Origin of the sequence: Halopiger djelfimassiliensis (genome assembly GCF_000455365.1) — an archaeon.
In the GTDB taxonomy this organism is placed as follows: Archaea; Halobacteriota; Halobacteria; order Halobacteriales; family Natrialbaceae; genus Halopiger_B; species Halopiger_B djelfimassiliensis.
On sequence record NZ_HG315684.1, the window covers coordinates 77,328 to 93,935 of the forward strand.

The 16,608-nt window shown below is 67.2% G+C and carries 17 protein-coding genes and 1 tRNA gene; 13 read left to right on the forward strand and 5 right to left on the reverse strand.

From position 1 onward, the window contains the following. The first annotated feature begins 134 nt into the window (after positions 1-134). Entirely contained in the window at positions 135-2,825 is a 2,691-nt protein-coding gene (gene ppc / locus TX80_RS00425) for a phosphoenolpyruvate carboxylase (protein WP_049920868.1), read from the forward strand. Between the two features lie 42 nt (positions 2,826-2,867). On the opposite strand, the gene TX80_RS00430 is transcribed toward ppc, so the two are convergent. Next, a complete protein-coding gene (locus TX80_RS00430; protein WP_049920870.1) occupies positions 2,868-3,827 on the reverse strand; it encodes an AAA family ATPase in 960 nt (319 codons plus the stop codon). A 116-nt stretch (positions 3,828-3,943) separates the two neighbouring features. On the opposite strand from TX80_RS00430, the gene TX80_RS00435 reads away from it, so the two are divergent. Both TX80_RS00435 and TX80_RS00440 read left to right on the forward strand, forming a co-directional pair. Then, positions 3,944-4,028: transfer RNA gene (locus TX80_RS00435), tRNA-Ser, on the forward strand. Positions 4,029-4,131: 103 nt separating this feature from the next. Beyond that, entirely contained in the window at positions 4,132-4,329 is a 198-nt protein-coding gene (locus TX80_RS00440; protein WP_049920871.1) for a hypothetical protein, read from the forward strand. A 45-nt stretch (positions 4,330-4,374) separates the two neighbouring features. Here TX80_RS00440 and TX80_RS00445 read toward each other — a convergent pair whose 3' ends face one another. After that, positions 4,375-5,907, reverse strand: a complete 1,533-nt coding sequence (locus tag TX80_RS00445; RefSeq protein ID WP_049920872.1) for a (R)-citramalate synthase — start codon at positions 5,905-5,907, stop codon at positions 4,375-4,377. Between the two features lie 200 nt (positions 5,908-6,107). Further along, entirely contained in the window at positions 6,108-6,464 is a 357-nt protein-coding gene (locus tag TX80_RS00450) for a DUF192 domain-containing protein (RefSeq protein WP_049922123.1), read from the reverse strand. Between the two features lie 110 nt (positions 6,465-6,574). Between TX80_RS00450 and TX80_RS00455 the strand changes: the two genes are divergently transcribed. The 3 genes from TX80_RS00455 to TX80_RS00465 all read left to right on the forward strand — a co-directional run bounded on the left by TX80_RS00455 (position 6,575) and on the right by TX80_RS00465 (position 8,896). After that, the gene (locus TX80_RS00455; protein ID WP_049920873.1) at positions 6,575-7,105 is read left to right on the forward strand and encodes a DUF7097 family protein; all 531 of its coding nucleotides are present in this window, start codon (positions 6,575-6,577) and stop codon (positions 7,103-7,105) included. 60 nt (positions 7,106-7,165) lie between these two features. Continuing rightward, entirely contained in the window at positions 7,166-8,272 is a 1,107-nt protein-coding gene (locus TX80_RS00460) for a saccharopine dehydrogenase family protein (protein WP_049920874.1), read from the forward strand. Positions 8,273-8,416: 144 nt separating this feature from the next. Beyond that, positions 8,417-8,896, forward strand: coding sequence for a hypothetical protein (locus tag TX80_RS00465; protein ID WP_049920875.1), 480 nt, complete (start codon positions 8,417-8,419; stop codon positions 8,894-8,896). 25 nt (positions 8,897-8,921) lie between these two features. Here TX80_RS00465 and TX80_RS00470 read toward each other — a convergent pair whose 3' ends face one another. Continuing rightward, entirely contained in the window at positions 8,922-9,119 is a 198-nt protein-coding gene (locus tag TX80_RS00470) for a DUF5800 family protein (RefSeq protein ID WP_049920876.1), read from the reverse strand. Between the two features lie 148 nt (positions 9,120-9,267). Here TX80_RS00470 and TX80_RS00475 point away from each other — a divergent pair, with 148 nt between their 5' ends. From TX80_RS00475 to TX80_RS00505, 7 genes are all read left to right on the forward strand, one after another. Beyond that, positions 9,268-10,125, forward strand: coding sequence for a polymer-forming cytoskeletal protein (locus TX80_RS00475; RefSeq protein WP_049922125.1), 858 nt, complete (start codon positions 9,268-9,270; stop codon positions 10,123-10,125). Between the two features lie 201 nt (positions 10,126-10,326). Then, positions 10,327-11,196 carry an electron transfer flavoprotein subunit beta/FixA family protein gene (locus tag TX80_RS00480; protein ID WP_049920877.1) on the forward strand — a complete coding sequence of 290 codons (870 nt, stop codon included), beginning with the start codon at positions 10,327-10,329 and terminating at the stop codon, positions 11,194-11,196. A 2-nt stretch (positions 11,197-11,198) separates the two neighbouring features. Continuing rightward, entirely contained in the window at positions 11,199-12,518 is a 1,320-nt protein-coding gene (locus TX80_RS00485; protein ID WP_230198651.1) for an electron transfer flavoprotein subunit alpha/FixB family protein, read from the forward strand. Further along, complete coding sequence (locus TX80_RS00490; protein ID WP_049920879.1) at positions 12,515-14,197, forward strand: FAD-dependent monooxygenase; 1,683 nt, start codon at positions 12,515-12,517, stop codon at positions 14,195-14,197. Before TX80_RS00485 ends, TX80_RS00490 begins: the two co-directional genes overlap by 4 nt. 1 nt (position 14,198) lies before the next feature. Beyond that, positions 14,199-14,579: a hypothetical protein gene (locus TX80_RS00495; RefSeq protein WP_049920880.1), complete on the forward strand. Its 381-nt coding sequence runs from the start codon at positions 14,199-14,201 to the stop codon at positions 14,577-14,579. Between the two features lie 86 nt (positions 14,580-14,665). Beyond that, the gene (locus TX80_RS00500) at positions 14,666-15,313 is read left to right on the forward strand and encodes a helix-turn-helix domain-containing protein (protein ID WP_049920881.1); all 648 of its coding nucleotides are present in this window, start codon (positions 14,666-14,668) and stop codon (positions 15,311-15,313) included. A 56-nt stretch (positions 15,314-15,369) separates the two neighbouring features. Beyond that, positions 15,370-15,696, forward strand: a complete 327-nt coding sequence (locus tag TX80_RS00505) for a HalOD1 output domain-containing protein (RefSeq protein WP_049920882.1) — start codon at positions 15,370-15,372, stop codon at positions 15,694-15,696. On the opposite strand, the gene phoU is transcribed toward TX80_RS00505, so the two are convergent. Continuing rightward, the gene (gene phoU, locus TX80_RS00510) at positions 15,693-16,364 is read right to left on the reverse strand and encodes a phosphate signaling complex protein PhoU (protein ID WP_049920884.1); all 672 of its coding nucleotides are present in this window, start codon (positions 16,362-16,364) and stop codon (positions 15,693-15,695) included. The genes TX80_RS00505 and phoU overlap by 4 nt on opposite strands. Positions 16,365-16,608: the final 244 nt, after the last annotated feature.

Below are 16,608 nucleotides of genomic sequence, written 5' to 3' on the forward strand. Positions count from 1 at the left end.
GAAGCGGCAGCATCGACCGGCACTCTCGATCGTCCGTCGGATACCCGGTGTCAGTAACTATCACGGAAAACGATGAATATGGCCGCGAGAGGCGCTGCCGAGGTTTTTTAGCGCTTGGGGAACATTCGCGTGATATGAAACTGCACAACAGGGAGGTCCGACAGGACGTTCGCGAACTGGGAGCACTTCTCGGGGACGTACTCGAGGAGCAGACCTCGCGTCGCGCCTTCGAGACCGTCGAATCGTGTCGGCAGGCGGCGATCGATTACCGCGCTGGTGAACTCGACTCCCGCGATTCGCTCGTCTCGGAACTCGAGGGACTCTCGCCACACCAACAGCGGATCGTCGCGCGGGCGTTTACGACGTACTTCGAGTTGATCAACCTGGCCGAAGAGCGCGAACGCGTCCGGACCATCCGCGAGCAATCCCACGCGGGAACGCTCGAGGACAGCCTCGAAACGGCGGCCGCGGAGCTCGGTGAAACGGACGTACGGACGGTCGAGCAGGTCCTCGATGACGTGTTGATCGAGCCGACGTTTACGGCACATCCGACCGAAGCCCGCCGAAAGACGGTCAAATCGAAGCTCCGGACGATTTCGACCTACCTCGAGACGCTCGACGAGCGGCTGTTGACCGACAAGGAGAAACGGCAGGTCTGGCGCGACGTCGACGCCGAGGTGACGAGCCTCTGGCAGACCCCGCAGGTCCGCAACCGCCAGCCCGAACCCGAAGACGAGGCGCGGAACGTCCAGTGGTACCTCGAGAACACCCTGTTCGACGTCGTCGGCGAGGTCTACGACGAACTCGCGGACGCGATCGACGAGGAGGTCGACGGCAACCTCGAGATTCCGAAGCTGTTCGAGTTCCGCTCGTGGGCGGGCAGCGACCGCGACGGCAACCCGTACGTCACGCCGGAGGTGACGGCGACGACCCTCGAGCGCCAGCGCTCGGTCGTCCTCGAGCAGTACCGGACGCAACTCAAGCGGCTCTCGGGCGTCCTGAGTCAGGACGGGAGTCGGATCGACTCGGGGTCGGCGTTCGAGGCGTCGCTCGAGCGGGACCGGGAACGGCTGCCGGGCAGCGCCCGGACCGCTCGGGAGCGCTATCCCGGCGAGCCGTACCGCCAGAAGCTCAAACTCATGCGCGAGCGACTCGACCGCGTCGGCGACGTTCGCCCGGGCGGGTACGAGGACGTCGACGAACTCCGCTCGGACCTCGAGGTCATCGCGACGAGTTTACGGGACAACGGTGCCGAGAGCGTCGTCGAGGCCCACGTCGATCCGATCCGCCGTCAGGTGGCCACGTTCGGCTTCTCGCTTGCGAGCCTCGACCTCCGCGAGCACCAGCAGAAACACACCGACGCCATCGCCGAAGCCCTCGACGGCGAGGGGATCGACTACCACGCGCTCGATGAGGACGAACGCGTCGAACTGTTGACCGACGCCATCCTGCAGGACGAGCCCGTGATCGACCTCTCGGACACCGCGGATCTCTCCGACGACTCGACGCGCGTGCTCCGGCTGTTTGACTCCCTTGCCGACTGGCAGACGGAGTACGGCGTCGAGGCGATCGACACCTACTGCATCTCGATGACCGACGAGCCGAGCCACGTGCTCGAGGTGCTGTTTCTGGCCGATCAGGCCGACGTCGTCTCCCTCCCCGAACACTGCGGGATCGACGTCGTGCCGCTGCTCGAGACCGAGTACGCCCTCTCGGGTGCACGCCGCATTATGGGGACGCTGTTCGAGAACGAGGCCTACGCGCAGGCGCTCGAGGCCCGCGGGCGGACCCAGGAGATCATGCTCGGCTACTCCGACTCGAACAAGGAAAACGGCTTCCTCGCGGCCAACTGGTCGCTGTACAAGAACCAGCGGCGACTCGGCGAGATCTGTGACGACCACGACGTGACGATGCGGCTGTTCCACGGCCGCGGCGGCTCGATCTCCCGGGGCGGCGGCCCGATGAACGAGGCGTTGCTCGCGCTGCCCAACTCGACGGTGACCGGTCAGGTCAAGTTCACCGAACAGGGCGAAGCGATCGCCGAGAAGTACGGCAACCACCGGATCGCCGAACGCAACATCGAGCAGATGCTCAACGCCCAGCTGCGGGCCCGGCTGTACGCGATCGACCAGCCCGAGGAGGACGTTCCCGAGGAGTGGATCGACGCCATGGAGACGATGGCCGACGCCGCACGCCGGGAGTACCGTGACCTCCTCGAGAGCACCGGCTTCGTCCAGTACTTCGAGCAGGCGACGCCGATCACGGTCATCGAGGACCTGAACCTCGGTTCGCGTCCGGCGTCGCGGTCGGGCGAACGCACCGTCGAGGATCTGCGGGCGATCCCGTGGGTGTTCTCGTGGACCCAGTCCCGGTGTATCCTGCCGGGCTGGTACGCCCTCGCCGCCGGGGTCGACGCCTATCTGGCGGACGGCGGCTCGATGGAGACGCTCCAGCGGATGTACGAGGAGTGGCCGTTCTTCCGGACGACCCTCGACAACGCCGCTCTGTCGCTGTCCCGGACCGAACTCGAGATCGCCCAGCGGTACGCGGAGCTGGCCGACGACGACCTTCGCGAGCGGTTCTTCCCGCGGCTGACCGACGAGTACGAACGGGCGACCGACCTGATCACCGAGATCGGCCAGCGCGACCAACTCCACACCCGCGACTGGCTGGGCGAGAACCTCGAGCGCCGAAATCCCTACGTCGATCCGCTGAACCTGCTTCAGACGTACCTGCTCAACCGCACCCACCGCACCGACATCGAGGAACGGACGCTCCGGCTGACGGTCAAAGGGATCGCCGCCGGGATGAAAAACACCGGATAGATCCTCGGGTGCTCCGGCGTGATAACCGTCGGAAACTCCGTTTCAGGCGTCGAGCTCGATGGTCGGAACCGGCACTGACTCGAGTACGTCGTCGATAACCCGGGACTTCTCGACGCCGTTGACGGTCGCGTCCGGCGTCAACACCAGCCGGTGGGCGAGTACCGGCCGTGCGACTCGCTTGATGTCGTCGGGAGTGACGTACTCCCGACCGACGATGACCGCGTACGCCCGAGCGGCCTCGAACAGCCGCTGGGTGCCACGCGGGGAGACCCCGACGTCGACGCGGCCGTCGGTTCGGGTCTCGCGGGCCAGCGTCGCCACGTACTCGAGCAGGTCCTCGTCGACCCGGACCGTCTCCGGGACCTGCCGGAGCCGATCGACCCGTTCGGGATCGAGGACGGGCTCGACCGTCGGACTCGGCGTCTCGCGGTCGGCCCGCCGACGGAGGAGTTCGACTTCGCCGGCCGCGTCGGGATACCCCATCGAGGTCTTGACGAGAAACCGGTCGACCTGCGCTTCCGGAAGCGGGAAGGTCCCTTCCTGTTCGACCGGGTTCTGGGTCGCGATGACGAAAAACGGGTCCGGTAACGCCCTCGTTTCCCCGTCGACCGTGACCTGTCCTTCCTCCATCGCCTCGAGCAGGGCGGCCTGAGTCTTCGGCGGTGCGCGGTTGATCTCGTCGGCCAGCACGATGTTCGCGAAGATCGGCCCCGCGGAGAACTCGAAGGCGCGTTCGCGCTCGTTGAAGACGTGGGTTCCGGTCACGTCCGCCGGCAGCAGGTCCGGGGTAAACTGGATGCGCGAGAAGGACAGGCCGAGCGCGGTCGCGACGCTGCGAGCGGTTAGCGTCTTCCCGGTTCCGGGAACGTCCTCTACGAGCACGTGACTGCGGCCGACGACGCCGACGAGGAGGTCCTCGAGGAACGATCGGTCACAGATGACGGCGTCGTCGATCGTCTCGAGGACGGCCGCACATTCGTCGCTGGCCTCGGTGACGTCCATAGGTCCGCCGTCGGCGGCACGTGTCAAATCGTTTTCGCTCCGGCGGTCGTCAACCAGTTACAGACGGAGAGAAAAATCGAAACCGGTAAAAACGTCACCCGGGTAGAAACGAGTGAGCCGAGATAGCCTAGCCCGGCCAAGGCGGCAGATTCGAAATCTGCTGTCCTCACGGACTCGGGAGTTCAAATCTCCCTCTCGGCGCTTTTTCAGGGACAACCCGATGAGCGTCGCGTAACTGTTCGTCTCGTGCGATCGCCGCGAGCCGACGCAGGGGTTTCATACTCGGACGGCCATAGCCGTTCGTATGGACACTCGTGGACGGTTGCTCGTCGGCTCGATCTGGATCGCGGTCGCGGGACTGATGGCGATGACGCTCGAGCCCGCTGTTCCGTCGTCGGCGGGCGAAATCGGGCGGCTGTTCGTCGTCGTTCTGGCGCTGGGACTCGCCTGCGTCTATCTGCTTGATCCGTGGAACATCGTCAGTCAGCAGCCGTTCCAGTGATCGGTCGCTCGAGCGGGGAGCGCAGCACCCGCGCCGTCCCGAGCGTCAGTCGTCGGCCGGCTCGAGCGGCCGTCGATCGGCGGCCAGTAGCCGATCGAGCGCGTCGACCATCGACTCGACGCTGGCGCGGGTGATGTCTGCCTCGCTGCGGGCGACCGTGACCGAGCGGTCGTTGCGGACCATCGTCACTTCGACGGTGACGACGGCGTCGGTGCCGCCCGTCACGGCGTCGACGTGGTAGGACTCGAGTTCGGCATCGGCCATCGACCCCAGTGCCTCGCGCACCGCGGAGACGGCGGCGTCGACGGGGCCGGACCCCGTGCCGCTTGCGACGCGTTCCTCGCCGTCGACCTCGAGACGAATGCTCGCGGTCGGGACGGCCCCGCCGCTCGTGGCCGTGAGATCGAGCAGTTCGACGACCCGCTCGCGGTCGTCGCCGGTGACGTCCTCGGCGATCGCCAGCAGGTCGGCGTCGGTCACGCGACGGCCCCGGTCGCCGAGTTCGGTCACGCGGTCGGCGATCTCGGCGATCTCCTCGTCGTCGGCCGCGACATCGTGCTCGTCTAACGTCGCCGCGACGCCGGCACGGCCCGTGTGTTTCCCGAGCGCGAGCCGCCGTTCCCGGCCGACCGTCTCGGGTGCGTACGGCTCGTACATCCTGTCGTCCTTGAGCGTGCCGTCCGTGTGGATGCCGCTCTCGTGGGTGAAGGCGTTCTCGCCGATCACGGCCTTGTTCGGCGGCAGCTGGACGCCGGTCGCCCGCGAGACGATCTGGGCGAGGTCGTACAGCTCCTCGAGGGCGAGCGTCTCGACGTCGTAGACGTGCGAGAGCGCGATCGCGACCTCCTCGAGTGCGACGTTGCCGGCGCGCTCGCCGAGCCCGTTGACGGTACAGTGGACCAGATCGGCACCTGCGGACACGGCCGCGAGCGCGTTGGCCACGCCCAACCCGAGGTCGTCGTGGGTGTGGGCGCTGACCGGGCCGCGGTCGGCGAGCCGGGACACTGCCTCGGCGGTGCGTTCCGGCCCGGTGTAGCCGACGGTATCGGCGAAGCAAAACCGGTCTGCGCCGGCATCGAGCGCCGTCTCGGCGACGGCCTCGAGGTAGTCGAGGTCGGCCCGGGAGCCGTCCTCGCCGATGACCTCGACCCAGAGGTCGTGGGCCGTGGCGTACTCGACGAGTTCGGCGGTCGTCGCGAGGTTGTTCTCGCGCGAGGTTCCGACCTTCCCCTCGACGTGGCGATCGCTCGCGGGAACGACGATGTGGACGCCGTCGACGTCACACTCGAGCGCGAGGTCGACGTCGGACTGGAGCCCGCGACAGAAACTGGTGACCCGGGCGTCGAGTTCGAGGTCGGTGACCCGGGAGATGGCCCGTCGCTCGCCCGCTCCGGTACAGGCGCTGCCCGCCTCGATGACGGAGACGTCGGCGCGCTCGAGCGCGCGGGCGATTTCGACTTTCTCGTCGGGTGAAAGCGAGACACCCGGCGCTTGCTCGCCGTCGCGAAGCGTCGTATCGAGAAGGCGGACTGTGCGATCCGGTGGAATCGTCTGTTCGGGAGAACGTGTGTGAGACAAGAGTGCTGAACTGCGACTATGCTCGTCGCGGAATTTCACGCCCAGCCGGGTCGCCCCGACTTCCTCTATCCTCGTCCGGCGTAGAGACGGAATCTCGTGCCATGGTAGCTTGCCCTATCGTCCCACCCGACTTAACTGCGCCGGCCACGGTAGTATCTGCGAGCGGGTGCCGACGGGCTGACACGACCGCCGGATCGGCGTCACTCGCCCTCGAGAACCAGCCGATCGCCGGGTTCGACGTCGGTCGCGGTCCCGGCCGGCAGTTCGACGATCGTGTCGGCCGTTTCGCGGGCGAACCCCAGCCACGGCCGGAGCCGTTCGACCCGCTCGACGACGCCGTCAACGACCCAGACGACATCGATCGGAAAGGGGACGAACAGCATGTGGACGTCCCGCGTCGTGGCCGCGTCGAACCGGAACGCGAGCGCGTAGTCGTCCGGGATGGATCGACGGAACATGAGTCCGCGCGCCCGGGGTATGATCGAGTCCGCGAGGTCGACGTTCGTCGCGAGGAGGTCGGCTTCGCCGTCAGGGTCCGAGTAGTGGGCGATTCGCACGCCCTCGAGTCCGAACGCGGGGGGCAAAAACCTTCTCGCTGCGCCCGTGCCGGCGCTCGAGCGCGACGGAGGGTTCAAATCGATTCGCCGCCAAGCCGAGACGACCACGCATGGAGAAAACGCCACAGGGAACTCCGGTCGGCGTCGACGACCCCTACGAGTTCGCGGGCGTCTGTGACTACCTTACCGGCGAGGGGCAGTGTCGGTACGCGTTCGATCACTACGAACACGACCCCGAGTTCGCCCGCGAGCGCGCCCGAGAGGACTACGAGTGTCCCGTCGTCGATCCCGAGACCGACCAGTCGTGGGTCGACTGCCCGCACTTCCGGTCGCGCAACCGCGACCGCGAGTGCGTTCGCTGCGGGCTGGCGGAAAAGCGCATGGCCCACGACGACGAGCGGCCGTTGCTCGAGGAACACCACCTCTCGTACGACCGCGACGGGGAGACGCTGTCCCACGAGATCACGGTCTATCTCTGTCGGTGGTGTCACGCCAAGGTCCACGACTCCTGGGCGCGGATCACCGACGACGCCGCGCCCGACCCCGAGGCGATCGCGGCCCTCGAGGAGCGACGGAGCCGCGAGCACGAGGAGCTGAGCTTCGAGTCGGCGGCGAAGCGATACGAGCGCGGCGACGAATAGGAGGCCGGGGCGGCTCTCGCCGGGCCATCGCTTACCCGCTGGCGCGTCGAACGGACGCGTATGTCGTCGGTGCTCGTGTACGGTTCCTACGGGTTCGTCGGGTCGCTGGTCGCGCGGGAGACGATCGAACGCGACCTCGAGGTGGTCCTCGCCGGGCGCGACGGCGCGAGAGTCGCCGAACAGGTCGACGACCTCGGGCGGCCGGGTCGTCGGTTCGCCCTCGACGATCCTGACGTCGTCACGGCGGCGCTCGAGGGCGCGGGCGTCGACTGCGTGCTGAACTGCGCGGGGCCGTTCTCGAACACGGCCGAGCCGCTCGTCGAGGGCTGTGTCAGAAGCGGCACGGACTACGTCGATATCACCGGCGAGATTCCGGTCATCGAACGGGTCCGGGAGTGGGACCAGCGGGCGACCGAGGCCGGCGTCACGCTCGTGCCGGCCGCCGGCTTCTCCGCCGTTCCGCTGGACTGTCTCGCCGCCCACCTGTCCGATCGGCTTCCCGAAGCGACCGCGCTCGCGCTGGGCGTCGACTCCCGCCGGCCGCCGTCGATCGGAACGGTCAGGACGGCCATCGAGGGGATCGAGGACGGCGGTGCCGTCCGCCGGGAGGGGCGACTCGAGTACGTCCCGGCGGCCTGGCGAACGCGACGGATCGACTTCGGGCGCGGCACCCGGTCGGCCGTCACGGTGCCGATGGGCGAGGTCTCGACGGCACACTACACGACCGGGGTTCCCGACGTCGCCGCGTACGCGGCCGTTCCACAGCCCGCCCGCCTCGCGCTGCGATTACACCGGTATCTCGCACCTCTGCTCGCGACGACGCCCGTCCGGGCGGGGCTGAAACGGCTCGCGGGGCTGGTCCGTGACGGACCGTCGTCGTGGTCGCGAAAACGAGCCACGGCATATCTCTGGGGCGAGGCTCGAGTCGAGCACACCGACGCGCGGGTCGTCTCCCGGCTGCGGACGCCGGACCCGTACGTCGTGACCGTCGACGCCGCCGTCACGGCGACCGAACGACTCCTCGCAGACGGGCGGATCGAGGACGGATTCCGGACGCCGGCCGGGGCGTTCGGCTCCGGGTTCGTTCTCGACCTCGAGGGCGTGGCGGGGTTTTTCGACGAGTCGACGCCCGAATCCGGCGCGCCCGAGGTCGACGTTCCGTCCTGACTCAGCGTGCGATCGCGCGTGGACGACCGGAGGCCCGGGGCTGCGGCGTGGCAAGGACGCGGCTCTCACGCTTGCAGCCGGGGGCGAACGATCGTTGCTGGTGCAGGCAACAGGGGCTTTGCTCGAAGCCGTCGGTGCCCGAGTATGTGCGCTACGTTCACCGAGGACGACGTCGGGAAAACGGTCGAGGACCCGAGCGGAACGGCGATCGGTATCGTCGCGTCCATCGAGGGAGAGACCGCGCTCGTCGAGCCGGAGCCCGACGCGATGGACTCGATCAAGGCGGCGCTCGGATGGGAGAGCGATCCGGACGAGACGGTCCCGATCACACCGGATTCCGTCGACGTGATCACCGGGGAGACGGTACGCCTCGAGAGCGACCGCTCGTCGGAGCACGACGAAGACGCGTCGGGTGACGGCCACGACCCGGTTATCGAACGGGACGAGGGAACGGGCGGACAACGGGGCGTCGGTTCGCCCGGCGACGGGACCGACGCGTCCGAAAGCGAGCAAACACAGGTCGAGGGAGAGGCGGGCGGCGAACGCCACGACGACAACGAGGACGCGCCGCCTCACGGCGACCGGACGGTTACGACGGATCGCGGCCGAGAAGACGACCGGTGAGGCCCGTCATCGGCGAGATCCCGTCTCAATCCAGAATGTCGCCGACGCGACGCGGTTCGCCCTGCAGGTTCGGCTGTTCGGCGACGATCTTGAGCACTTCGTGGTCGGTGACGTCGTAGTAGGATTTCTCCGTCGCCTCTTCGATGAGGTCCCGCTCGAGGCGGAACTCGGTTCCTTTGTACACGACGTCGACGCCATCGTCGTCGAACGCGAGAGTCGTCATATCCGCCGATACGGGGTGGGATAATAAAAACGGGGCGGCTGTGATCGACGGCAGCGTCGCCCTCGAGTCACGTTCCGCTTGCGGACCGTCGGTCGCTCGTCGGACGACGCGCGAGGTTTATTAGCAGGGGGTCACATTGGATGCGAGTGTGGCATTCAGCAGGGATCCGCTCGACGAACTCGTCGTCCCCGACGGGACCGAAGCGAAGGAAGTCGCCCTCGAGACCGACGGTGACGTCCTCGTCGGCAGCCGGGCGACCGTCGAGTTCGGCGTACGCGGCCGCAACGTACTCGCTGGCGAAAGCGCCGAGTTCGGCGGCGAAATAGAGGCCGAAGGCGACTGTCGGCTCGATATGTGGTGTGACGTCGCCGAGAACGTGCTGGTCGGGCAGGACGCCTACATCGGCGAACGGGTCCACATCGGCGGCGAGTTGAAAGTCGCCGGCGACCTGGACATCGGCGACGACGTCGACATCGAGGAGGGATTCGAGGCAAACGGCTGGATCGTCATCCGGAACCCGATGCCGACGATCGTCTTCCTGTTCGTCTATCTCAAGCACCTCCTGCTCATCGGCGAAGAGGAGACCGCTCAGCGACTCGTCTCCGAGATCGTCGACGAGGAAGACGGCGGTCCCGAGACCGAACCGCTCGTTATCCCCCGCAACGCGACGGTCGGGGACGACGCCTGGCGCGTCTCGACGCCGGCGACGATCGGCGACGACTGTCGGCTCCACGGCAACGTCCGTGCCGAGACGATCGCCGTCGGCGACGACTGCAACGTCTTCGGGAGCCTCCGCGCCCGGGGCGACGTCTCCATCGGGACGGGAACGCGCATTCACGGCGATCTGACCACCCGCAACGGCGACGTCACGATCGCCGGAAACGCGCGCGTCCTCGGCGACGTCTCGTGTGCCGACCTCGAACTGGGTCCGGAGGCCGAGATCGACGGGACGATCCGCGCCGACGGCGAGATCACGATGCGAACGACCGAACGCGAGCGCGAGTAAGCCGTCGACCGACCCTCCCAGCCGGCGGGCGGTTTCGCCCACTCGTCGAGCGACCGGTGACGGCGATCCCGTCGTGGCGACCGCAATCGGACCGGCGACGTTTTCTACGGGTGAGTCTCGACCACATTTTTAATACTGATAATTACGATAGAGGGGGACAGGCATGGTATTTCAAGCCACACTGCAGCGACGGAGAGCACCATGCGATCTATCGTACTGACGAAGGGCGTCCCGGACTTCTCGGACGGGGCGGTGTCGTTCGACGAGGACGGACACCTCGAGCGCGGAAAGACGCCGACGGTGATGAACCCGAACGACGAGGCCGCACTTCGGGCGGCCCTCCAGACCAGAGTTCGACACGGCGGACACGTAAGCGGTATGAGCATGGGTCCGCCGGGGTACGCGGACGTCCTCCGGGAGGCCATGGAGTCGGTCTATACCGACGACAGCTACTTGCTCTCTGACCGTGAACTGGCCGCCTCCGATACGTGGGCGACGGCCATCACGCTCAGTGCCGGTCTCGAGGCCTATCAGGATGCAATCGCCGATATCGACCTCGTGTTCGCGGGGTTCAAGACGGCCGACGGCGAAACCGGCCAGACTGGCCCCCAGACCTGCTGGGCGATGGACTGGCCGCTCGTCACCCACGTCCGTTCGCTGGCGATCGACCCGGACGAACGGCGGCTTCGCGCAAAGCGGCTCGTCGAGGGCGACGTCGACGAGATCGAGACGGTCGAAGCCCCGCTGCCGTGTGTCGTCGTCACCGATCCGGAGTTCGAACCGACCTACCGGAACGCTTCCCACCGGCTGGCCCGCAAGCGGCTCCGGAAGGAGACCCGAGAGCGGGCGGCCGAACACGAAACGCACCTGACGACGTGGGATCACGTCGATCTGAACCTCGATCCCGACTACATCGGGCTCGACGGCTCGCCGACGATCGTCTCGTCGGTCGACCCGATCCCCAAAGCGCCCTCGGAGCGGGACGCGACCGTGATCGATCCCGCCGACGAGGACGGGATGGGCGAGGTGCTCGAGCAACTCACCCCCTATGCCGCGGAGGCCGGGAGCTAACCATGTCGGCGACCGACTCGGACGAGGGTGACGACGAGGAGTCCCTCTCACACCCGACACGGGACAAGAAACACGTCCGCGCGCTCGCGGACGGCGACTACGCGGACATGTGGGTGGTCTGTGAGACACAGGGCGGCGAGTTGCTCGACGTCTCGCTCGAGATGCTGGGGAAGGCCCGGCGCTTGATGGACGGGTTCGCCGCGGACGACGATGCCGCAAGCGACGGCGCTGACGCCGATTCCTCGCCGGCCGACGCGGAGCGGGTCGTCGCCGTTCTGGTGGGCGACGACTGCGAGGCGTTGGCCGAGCAGTGTCTCGCCTACGGGGCCGACGTCGCGGTCTACCACGACGACGAGCGCCTCGAACGGTTTCTGCACAAACCCTACGCCGAGATCACGGCGCACATGGCCCGCGGCGAGGGAACCGCCGAGAGCACCGACTGGCGCGAGTACGACAAGCCCCGGTATCTCCTGTTCCCGGCGACGCACAACGGCCGCGACCTCTCGGCGATGGTGCAGGCGGAACTGGATTCGGGACTCGCCTCGGACTGTTCGGACCTGTTCATCGACGAGAACGAGGTCTCGAACCCGGTCAAGACCGGCGAACCCGGCGTGAAGAAGACCTTCGAGCACGTCTTGCACATGAAACGGCCGGACTTCTCCGGCTTCGAGTACTCGACGATCCTCTGTCTCGACAATCCCGATCGGGAGTTTCACCCGCAGGGGGCGTCGATCATTCCGGGCAGCTTCGACCCGATCGAGCCCGACGACGACCGCGACGGACTGGTCGTCGAACACGACATGGACCTCGACGAGGCGTGGTTCCACGTCGAGATCACCGGCAACGACCGCCTCGAGGCCGGGGTCGATCTCGCCGGTCACGACGTGATCGTCTGTCTCGGCCGCGGGATCGCCGACGATCCGACCGCCGGGATGGAACGCGGGCTCGAACTGGTCGACGCCTTCGGGGACGCCGAGCTCGGCATCACGCGGGGGATCGTCACCTCCTCGTACCAGTTCGAGGGCCACGTCAAGGAGTACGCCAGCGAAGAACGCCAGATCGGCGAAACCGGACAGGTCGTCGCGCCGGATCTCTACATCGCCGCGGGGGTCTCGGGTGCCGTCCAGCACAAGGTCGGCATGGACGAATCGGGGACGGTCGTCGCGATCAACACGGACCCGAACGCCCGGATCAGGGACTTCAGCGATTACTTCATCGAGGGCGATCTCTTCGAGGTGTTGCCCCGGCTGACGGCGGCGGTCGAATCGGGGACCACGCGGCTCGAGGCCGTTGCCGACGGCAGCGGGGGTGACGACCGATGAGCGCGACTCGCGAGGGGCGTGAACACTACGAGGCGGTCGTCGTCGGCTGCGGTCCCGGCGGCGCCGCAGCCGCGGCGCGACTCGCCGATCACGGGATCGAAACGCTCGTCCTCGAGCGCGGAGCCGAGGCCGGATCGAAGAACGTCTCGGGCGGACTCATCTACGCCGAGGAGTCGGCCCCGTACACGATCGACGACCTCTTCGAGGGGTTCCGCGGGGCGGCGACCGAACGGCCGGTCACGGACTACTACATCCACAACGTCGCCGGGAACAGGGTCACGACCTTCGACCTGACCGATCTCCACGAGCACGACACCGACTGGTGTGACGCGGTGTTGCGCCGCTCGATGGACTCGTGGCTCGAGCAGCGGGTCCACGAGAAGACGAGCGAGACGGGCGGCGGCGTGTTGACGAACGTCCGCGTCGACGGTCTCCTGCGGGAAAACGGTCGGATCGTCGGCGTCACGTGCGACGAACTCGATCCGATCACGGCCGATCTGATCGTCGCCGCCGACGGCGTCAACTCCGAACTCGCCCGGGAGGCGGGGCTGCTGAACCGCGACGATCCCGACGCGTGGTTTCAGGGCGTCAAAGCCGTCGTCGATCTCGAGCCCGACGTCATCGACGACCGATTCGACGTCGGCAGGGACGAGGGCGTCGCCCACCTGTTCGCCGGGGACCTCTTCGACGACGTCCGCGGCGGGGGCTTTCTCTATACGAACGCGGACTCGCTGTCGATCGGGACCGTCTTCCACCTCGATAGCCTGGTCGAGCAGCGGGCCGAGCCACACGAACTGCTCGACGCCTTGCTCACCCATCCGCTGCTCGCCGGGTGGCTCGGCGACGACTACGGCGAACGCGAGTACGCGGCGAAGCTCGTCCCCGACTCGAAGAAGATCGCCCTCCGCGAGCCGTACCGCGGTCGGCTCGTCCTCGTCGGCGACGCCGCCGGCCAGATGCAGGCTCAAGGGCCGATCATCAAGGGAATGAACCACGCCGTCACCGCGGGCGCGCTCGCCGCGGACGCGTTCGCCGTCACGCGGGGTAACGCCGACCCCGAGGCCGCCGGCCGTCGGTACGCCAAACTGCTCGCGGACTCGGGGACGATGGACAAACTCCGGCCCCGCCGGTACGAGATCGCCCGAACCGTCGGCGAACGGGATGCGGTCACGAACGCCGTCGAACGGGTCCTCGAGTCGCGGCTCGGGTCGGCCCTCCTCGGGAACGCGCTTTCCGAGCGGCTCCTCGAACGGGCCTACAACTCGCCGTTGCTGGTGTCGATGCTGCCCGACACGCGAACGGGATATGTCACGCTGCCGGCGCACATCGCCGCGGAGCGCGGGCGGACGATCAACTGGGACAGCCCCGTCGACCCGCCGACGCTCGAGGAGCGGATCGGTTCGCTCACCTACGACACCGACGTCGGGAACCCCCACATCGAACTCACCGACGCCGCGCCCGACGCGAGCGGGGCGGCCGTCCACGCCTGTCCGGTCAGCGCCGAGGACTTCGGCGGCGGCTGCTATCGTGCGGAACGGGTCAAGCGAAACGGAACCGAGGAGACGGTGATCAGCCTCGACACCCAGCCCTGCGTCGAGTGTGGGACCTGTGCGATCGTCGCCGAAACCGAGTGGGAACACCCCCGCGGCGGCAAGGGGGTCAGGTACCGCGAGGGGTAACGTGAGCCGGTACGGACCCCGGATCGCCGCCCTCGAGCGCCGCGCCGAACGCGAGCGGGCGGCGTTCGATGGCGGCGACGCGACCGACGCGGCGGGGAGGGCGATCACCCCTGAATCCTCCCTCCGCGATGGCGCGGGCCGGGCGATCGGCCTCTACGTCGAGGCTCGCGCGGGCGGCCGGCAGGTTCCCCTCTCCGAACCCGAACTCGCCGCGCTCCGGCGCGCGATGAACGACTGGCTGGAGTGTTACGCCCGCTGTCACGGGGTCGCTCTCGAGGCCGAGTTTCCCGTCCGAAAGGCGGCGGCGCTGTTGCTCCGGACGGGGAACGTCGACGACGTCGGACAACTGCTTACCGGGGTCCCGCCCCGAGAACGCCGGTGACAGCGGCGACGACCCGTTTACAGCCCCAATTGTCGTTCAGGAATACGAACACCAATACCCATTCCGTTCGAGCCGTAACTAGCGGTGTGGCGCTTATCGTCGAGTACGTCCTCCGGACCCCGATCTTACGGACGGCGGCGACGGCGATCCCGAAGATCCGGCTCGAGGAGGTCTACGGCACCGAAACCGGGACGCCGAAGCTCCTCTTTTGGGCGTTCGGCGACGAGTTCGCACCCTTCCAGTCGGCGCTGACCGAGGACGAGACCGTCCGCTCGTTTTCCGTCCTCGAGGAGTCGACCGAACAACGACTCTACAGCGTCGTACTGAGCGATCAGGCGGCAAAGCGACTCACGTATCCCGTCGCGGCCGAACACGACATCACGATTCTGGACATCGTCGTCACCGACGACACCGTCGTCCGCGCACGAGCGCCCTCGCGTGATGCCCTGTTTGCCTTCCGCGATAGCTGTCTCGAGCGGGACGTCGGGATGCAACTCGAGTGCATCTATTCCGAACGGGAGCCGACCGCGAACGCCGGACGGTACGGCGTCACCGACCGACAGCAAGAGGCGCTTCTCGCCGCCTTCGAGGGCGGCTACTTCGACGTCCCGCGTGAGACGACCCTCTCCGCGCTCGCGTCGGAGCTTGACATCTCGGATCAGGCGTTGTCCGCGCGATTGCGACGCGGACAGGCGAATCTCCTCCAGCAGACGCTGGCCGAAGACGACCCGTGATAAAGGGTTGGGCAGCCAATGCGACAGCTTTCCCCGCGTCCGCCCGTCCGTCCGGTATGACCACCGACACCGAGCCCCCGTCGCCCGAGAGCGGACACGAGACGACCGACGGACGATTCGTCTATCAGGCGACCTCGGCGCAACCGCCCAGCGAGGCGGTCATCAGCGCCATCGCGGCGCGATCGAACGCCGACGATCTGACCGCCGTCGCCGACGAACTCGAGCCGCTGTACGGCGCGATCGATCCGGCCGCACTCGACTCCCTGTTCGATTCGTCGGGATCGCTCGATCGCTCCGACGGTGTCGTTACGTTCTCCTACGCGGGGTATCGCGTCACGGTCGACGCCACGGGACGCGTCGAACTGACGCCGCTGTCGTCCTAGTAGATCAGTTCGTCGTCGTTTTCGACCATGTACAGGGTTCGTGCGGCGATATTGACGGCGTGATCGCCGACGCGCTCGAGGTCCCGGATCGTCAACAGCAGCCGTGACACGTCCTGCAGGAGCCGTTCGACCTCGTCGGGCGAGTCGAGTTCGCGCTCGATGAGGTCCCGGACGACGATCTCGCTGGCCCGCTCGGCGAAGGCGTCGAGGTCGTCGTCGCGAGCGGCCAGCTCCCGGCAGGCGTCGGTATTTTCGGTGTCGTAGGCCTCCATCGCCTCGTCGATCATCTCGAGGGTGATCTCGCCCATCTCCTGGACGTCGACGTCGGGAAAGAGATCACGTTTTGCATCGAGGGTGTACTCGCCGAGGTTGACCGCGAGGTCGCCGATCCGTTCGAGGTCGGTGATGATCTTGAACGAGGCGGCGATAAAGCGGAGGTCGCTGGCGACCGGCTGTTGGAGCGCGAGCAGATCGATACACTGCTGCTCGAGGTCGAGGTACATGCGATTGACCTCGCCGTCACCTTCGATGACCTCCTGTGCGAGGTCCTCGTCTTTCTGCTCGAGCGCGTCGAGCCCCATCCGAAGTCGCTCCATGACGACTTCGCTCATATAGAGGACATCCTCGCGAAGCGCCGCGAGTTTCTCCTGATACGATTTCCTGGCCATACTCCAGACACGGCAGTCGTCACTGATAAAGATTGGTAGCACACGCAGCCGTCGGCCGACGAACGGGCGGTTCCGGCCCGAGCCGGCCGCGTGTCGGCCGGGCGATCCGAACTCCGCCGGTTACGGCGGTAGCGAGGCGAAAGCCCACCCCTTCAGGGGTGGGATGAAGCCGACAACTGGGAATCTCTCTACGCTCGTAGCCACGGCCGGGGTTGGATGCTTTCGTAACATCATTTGGTGAGAG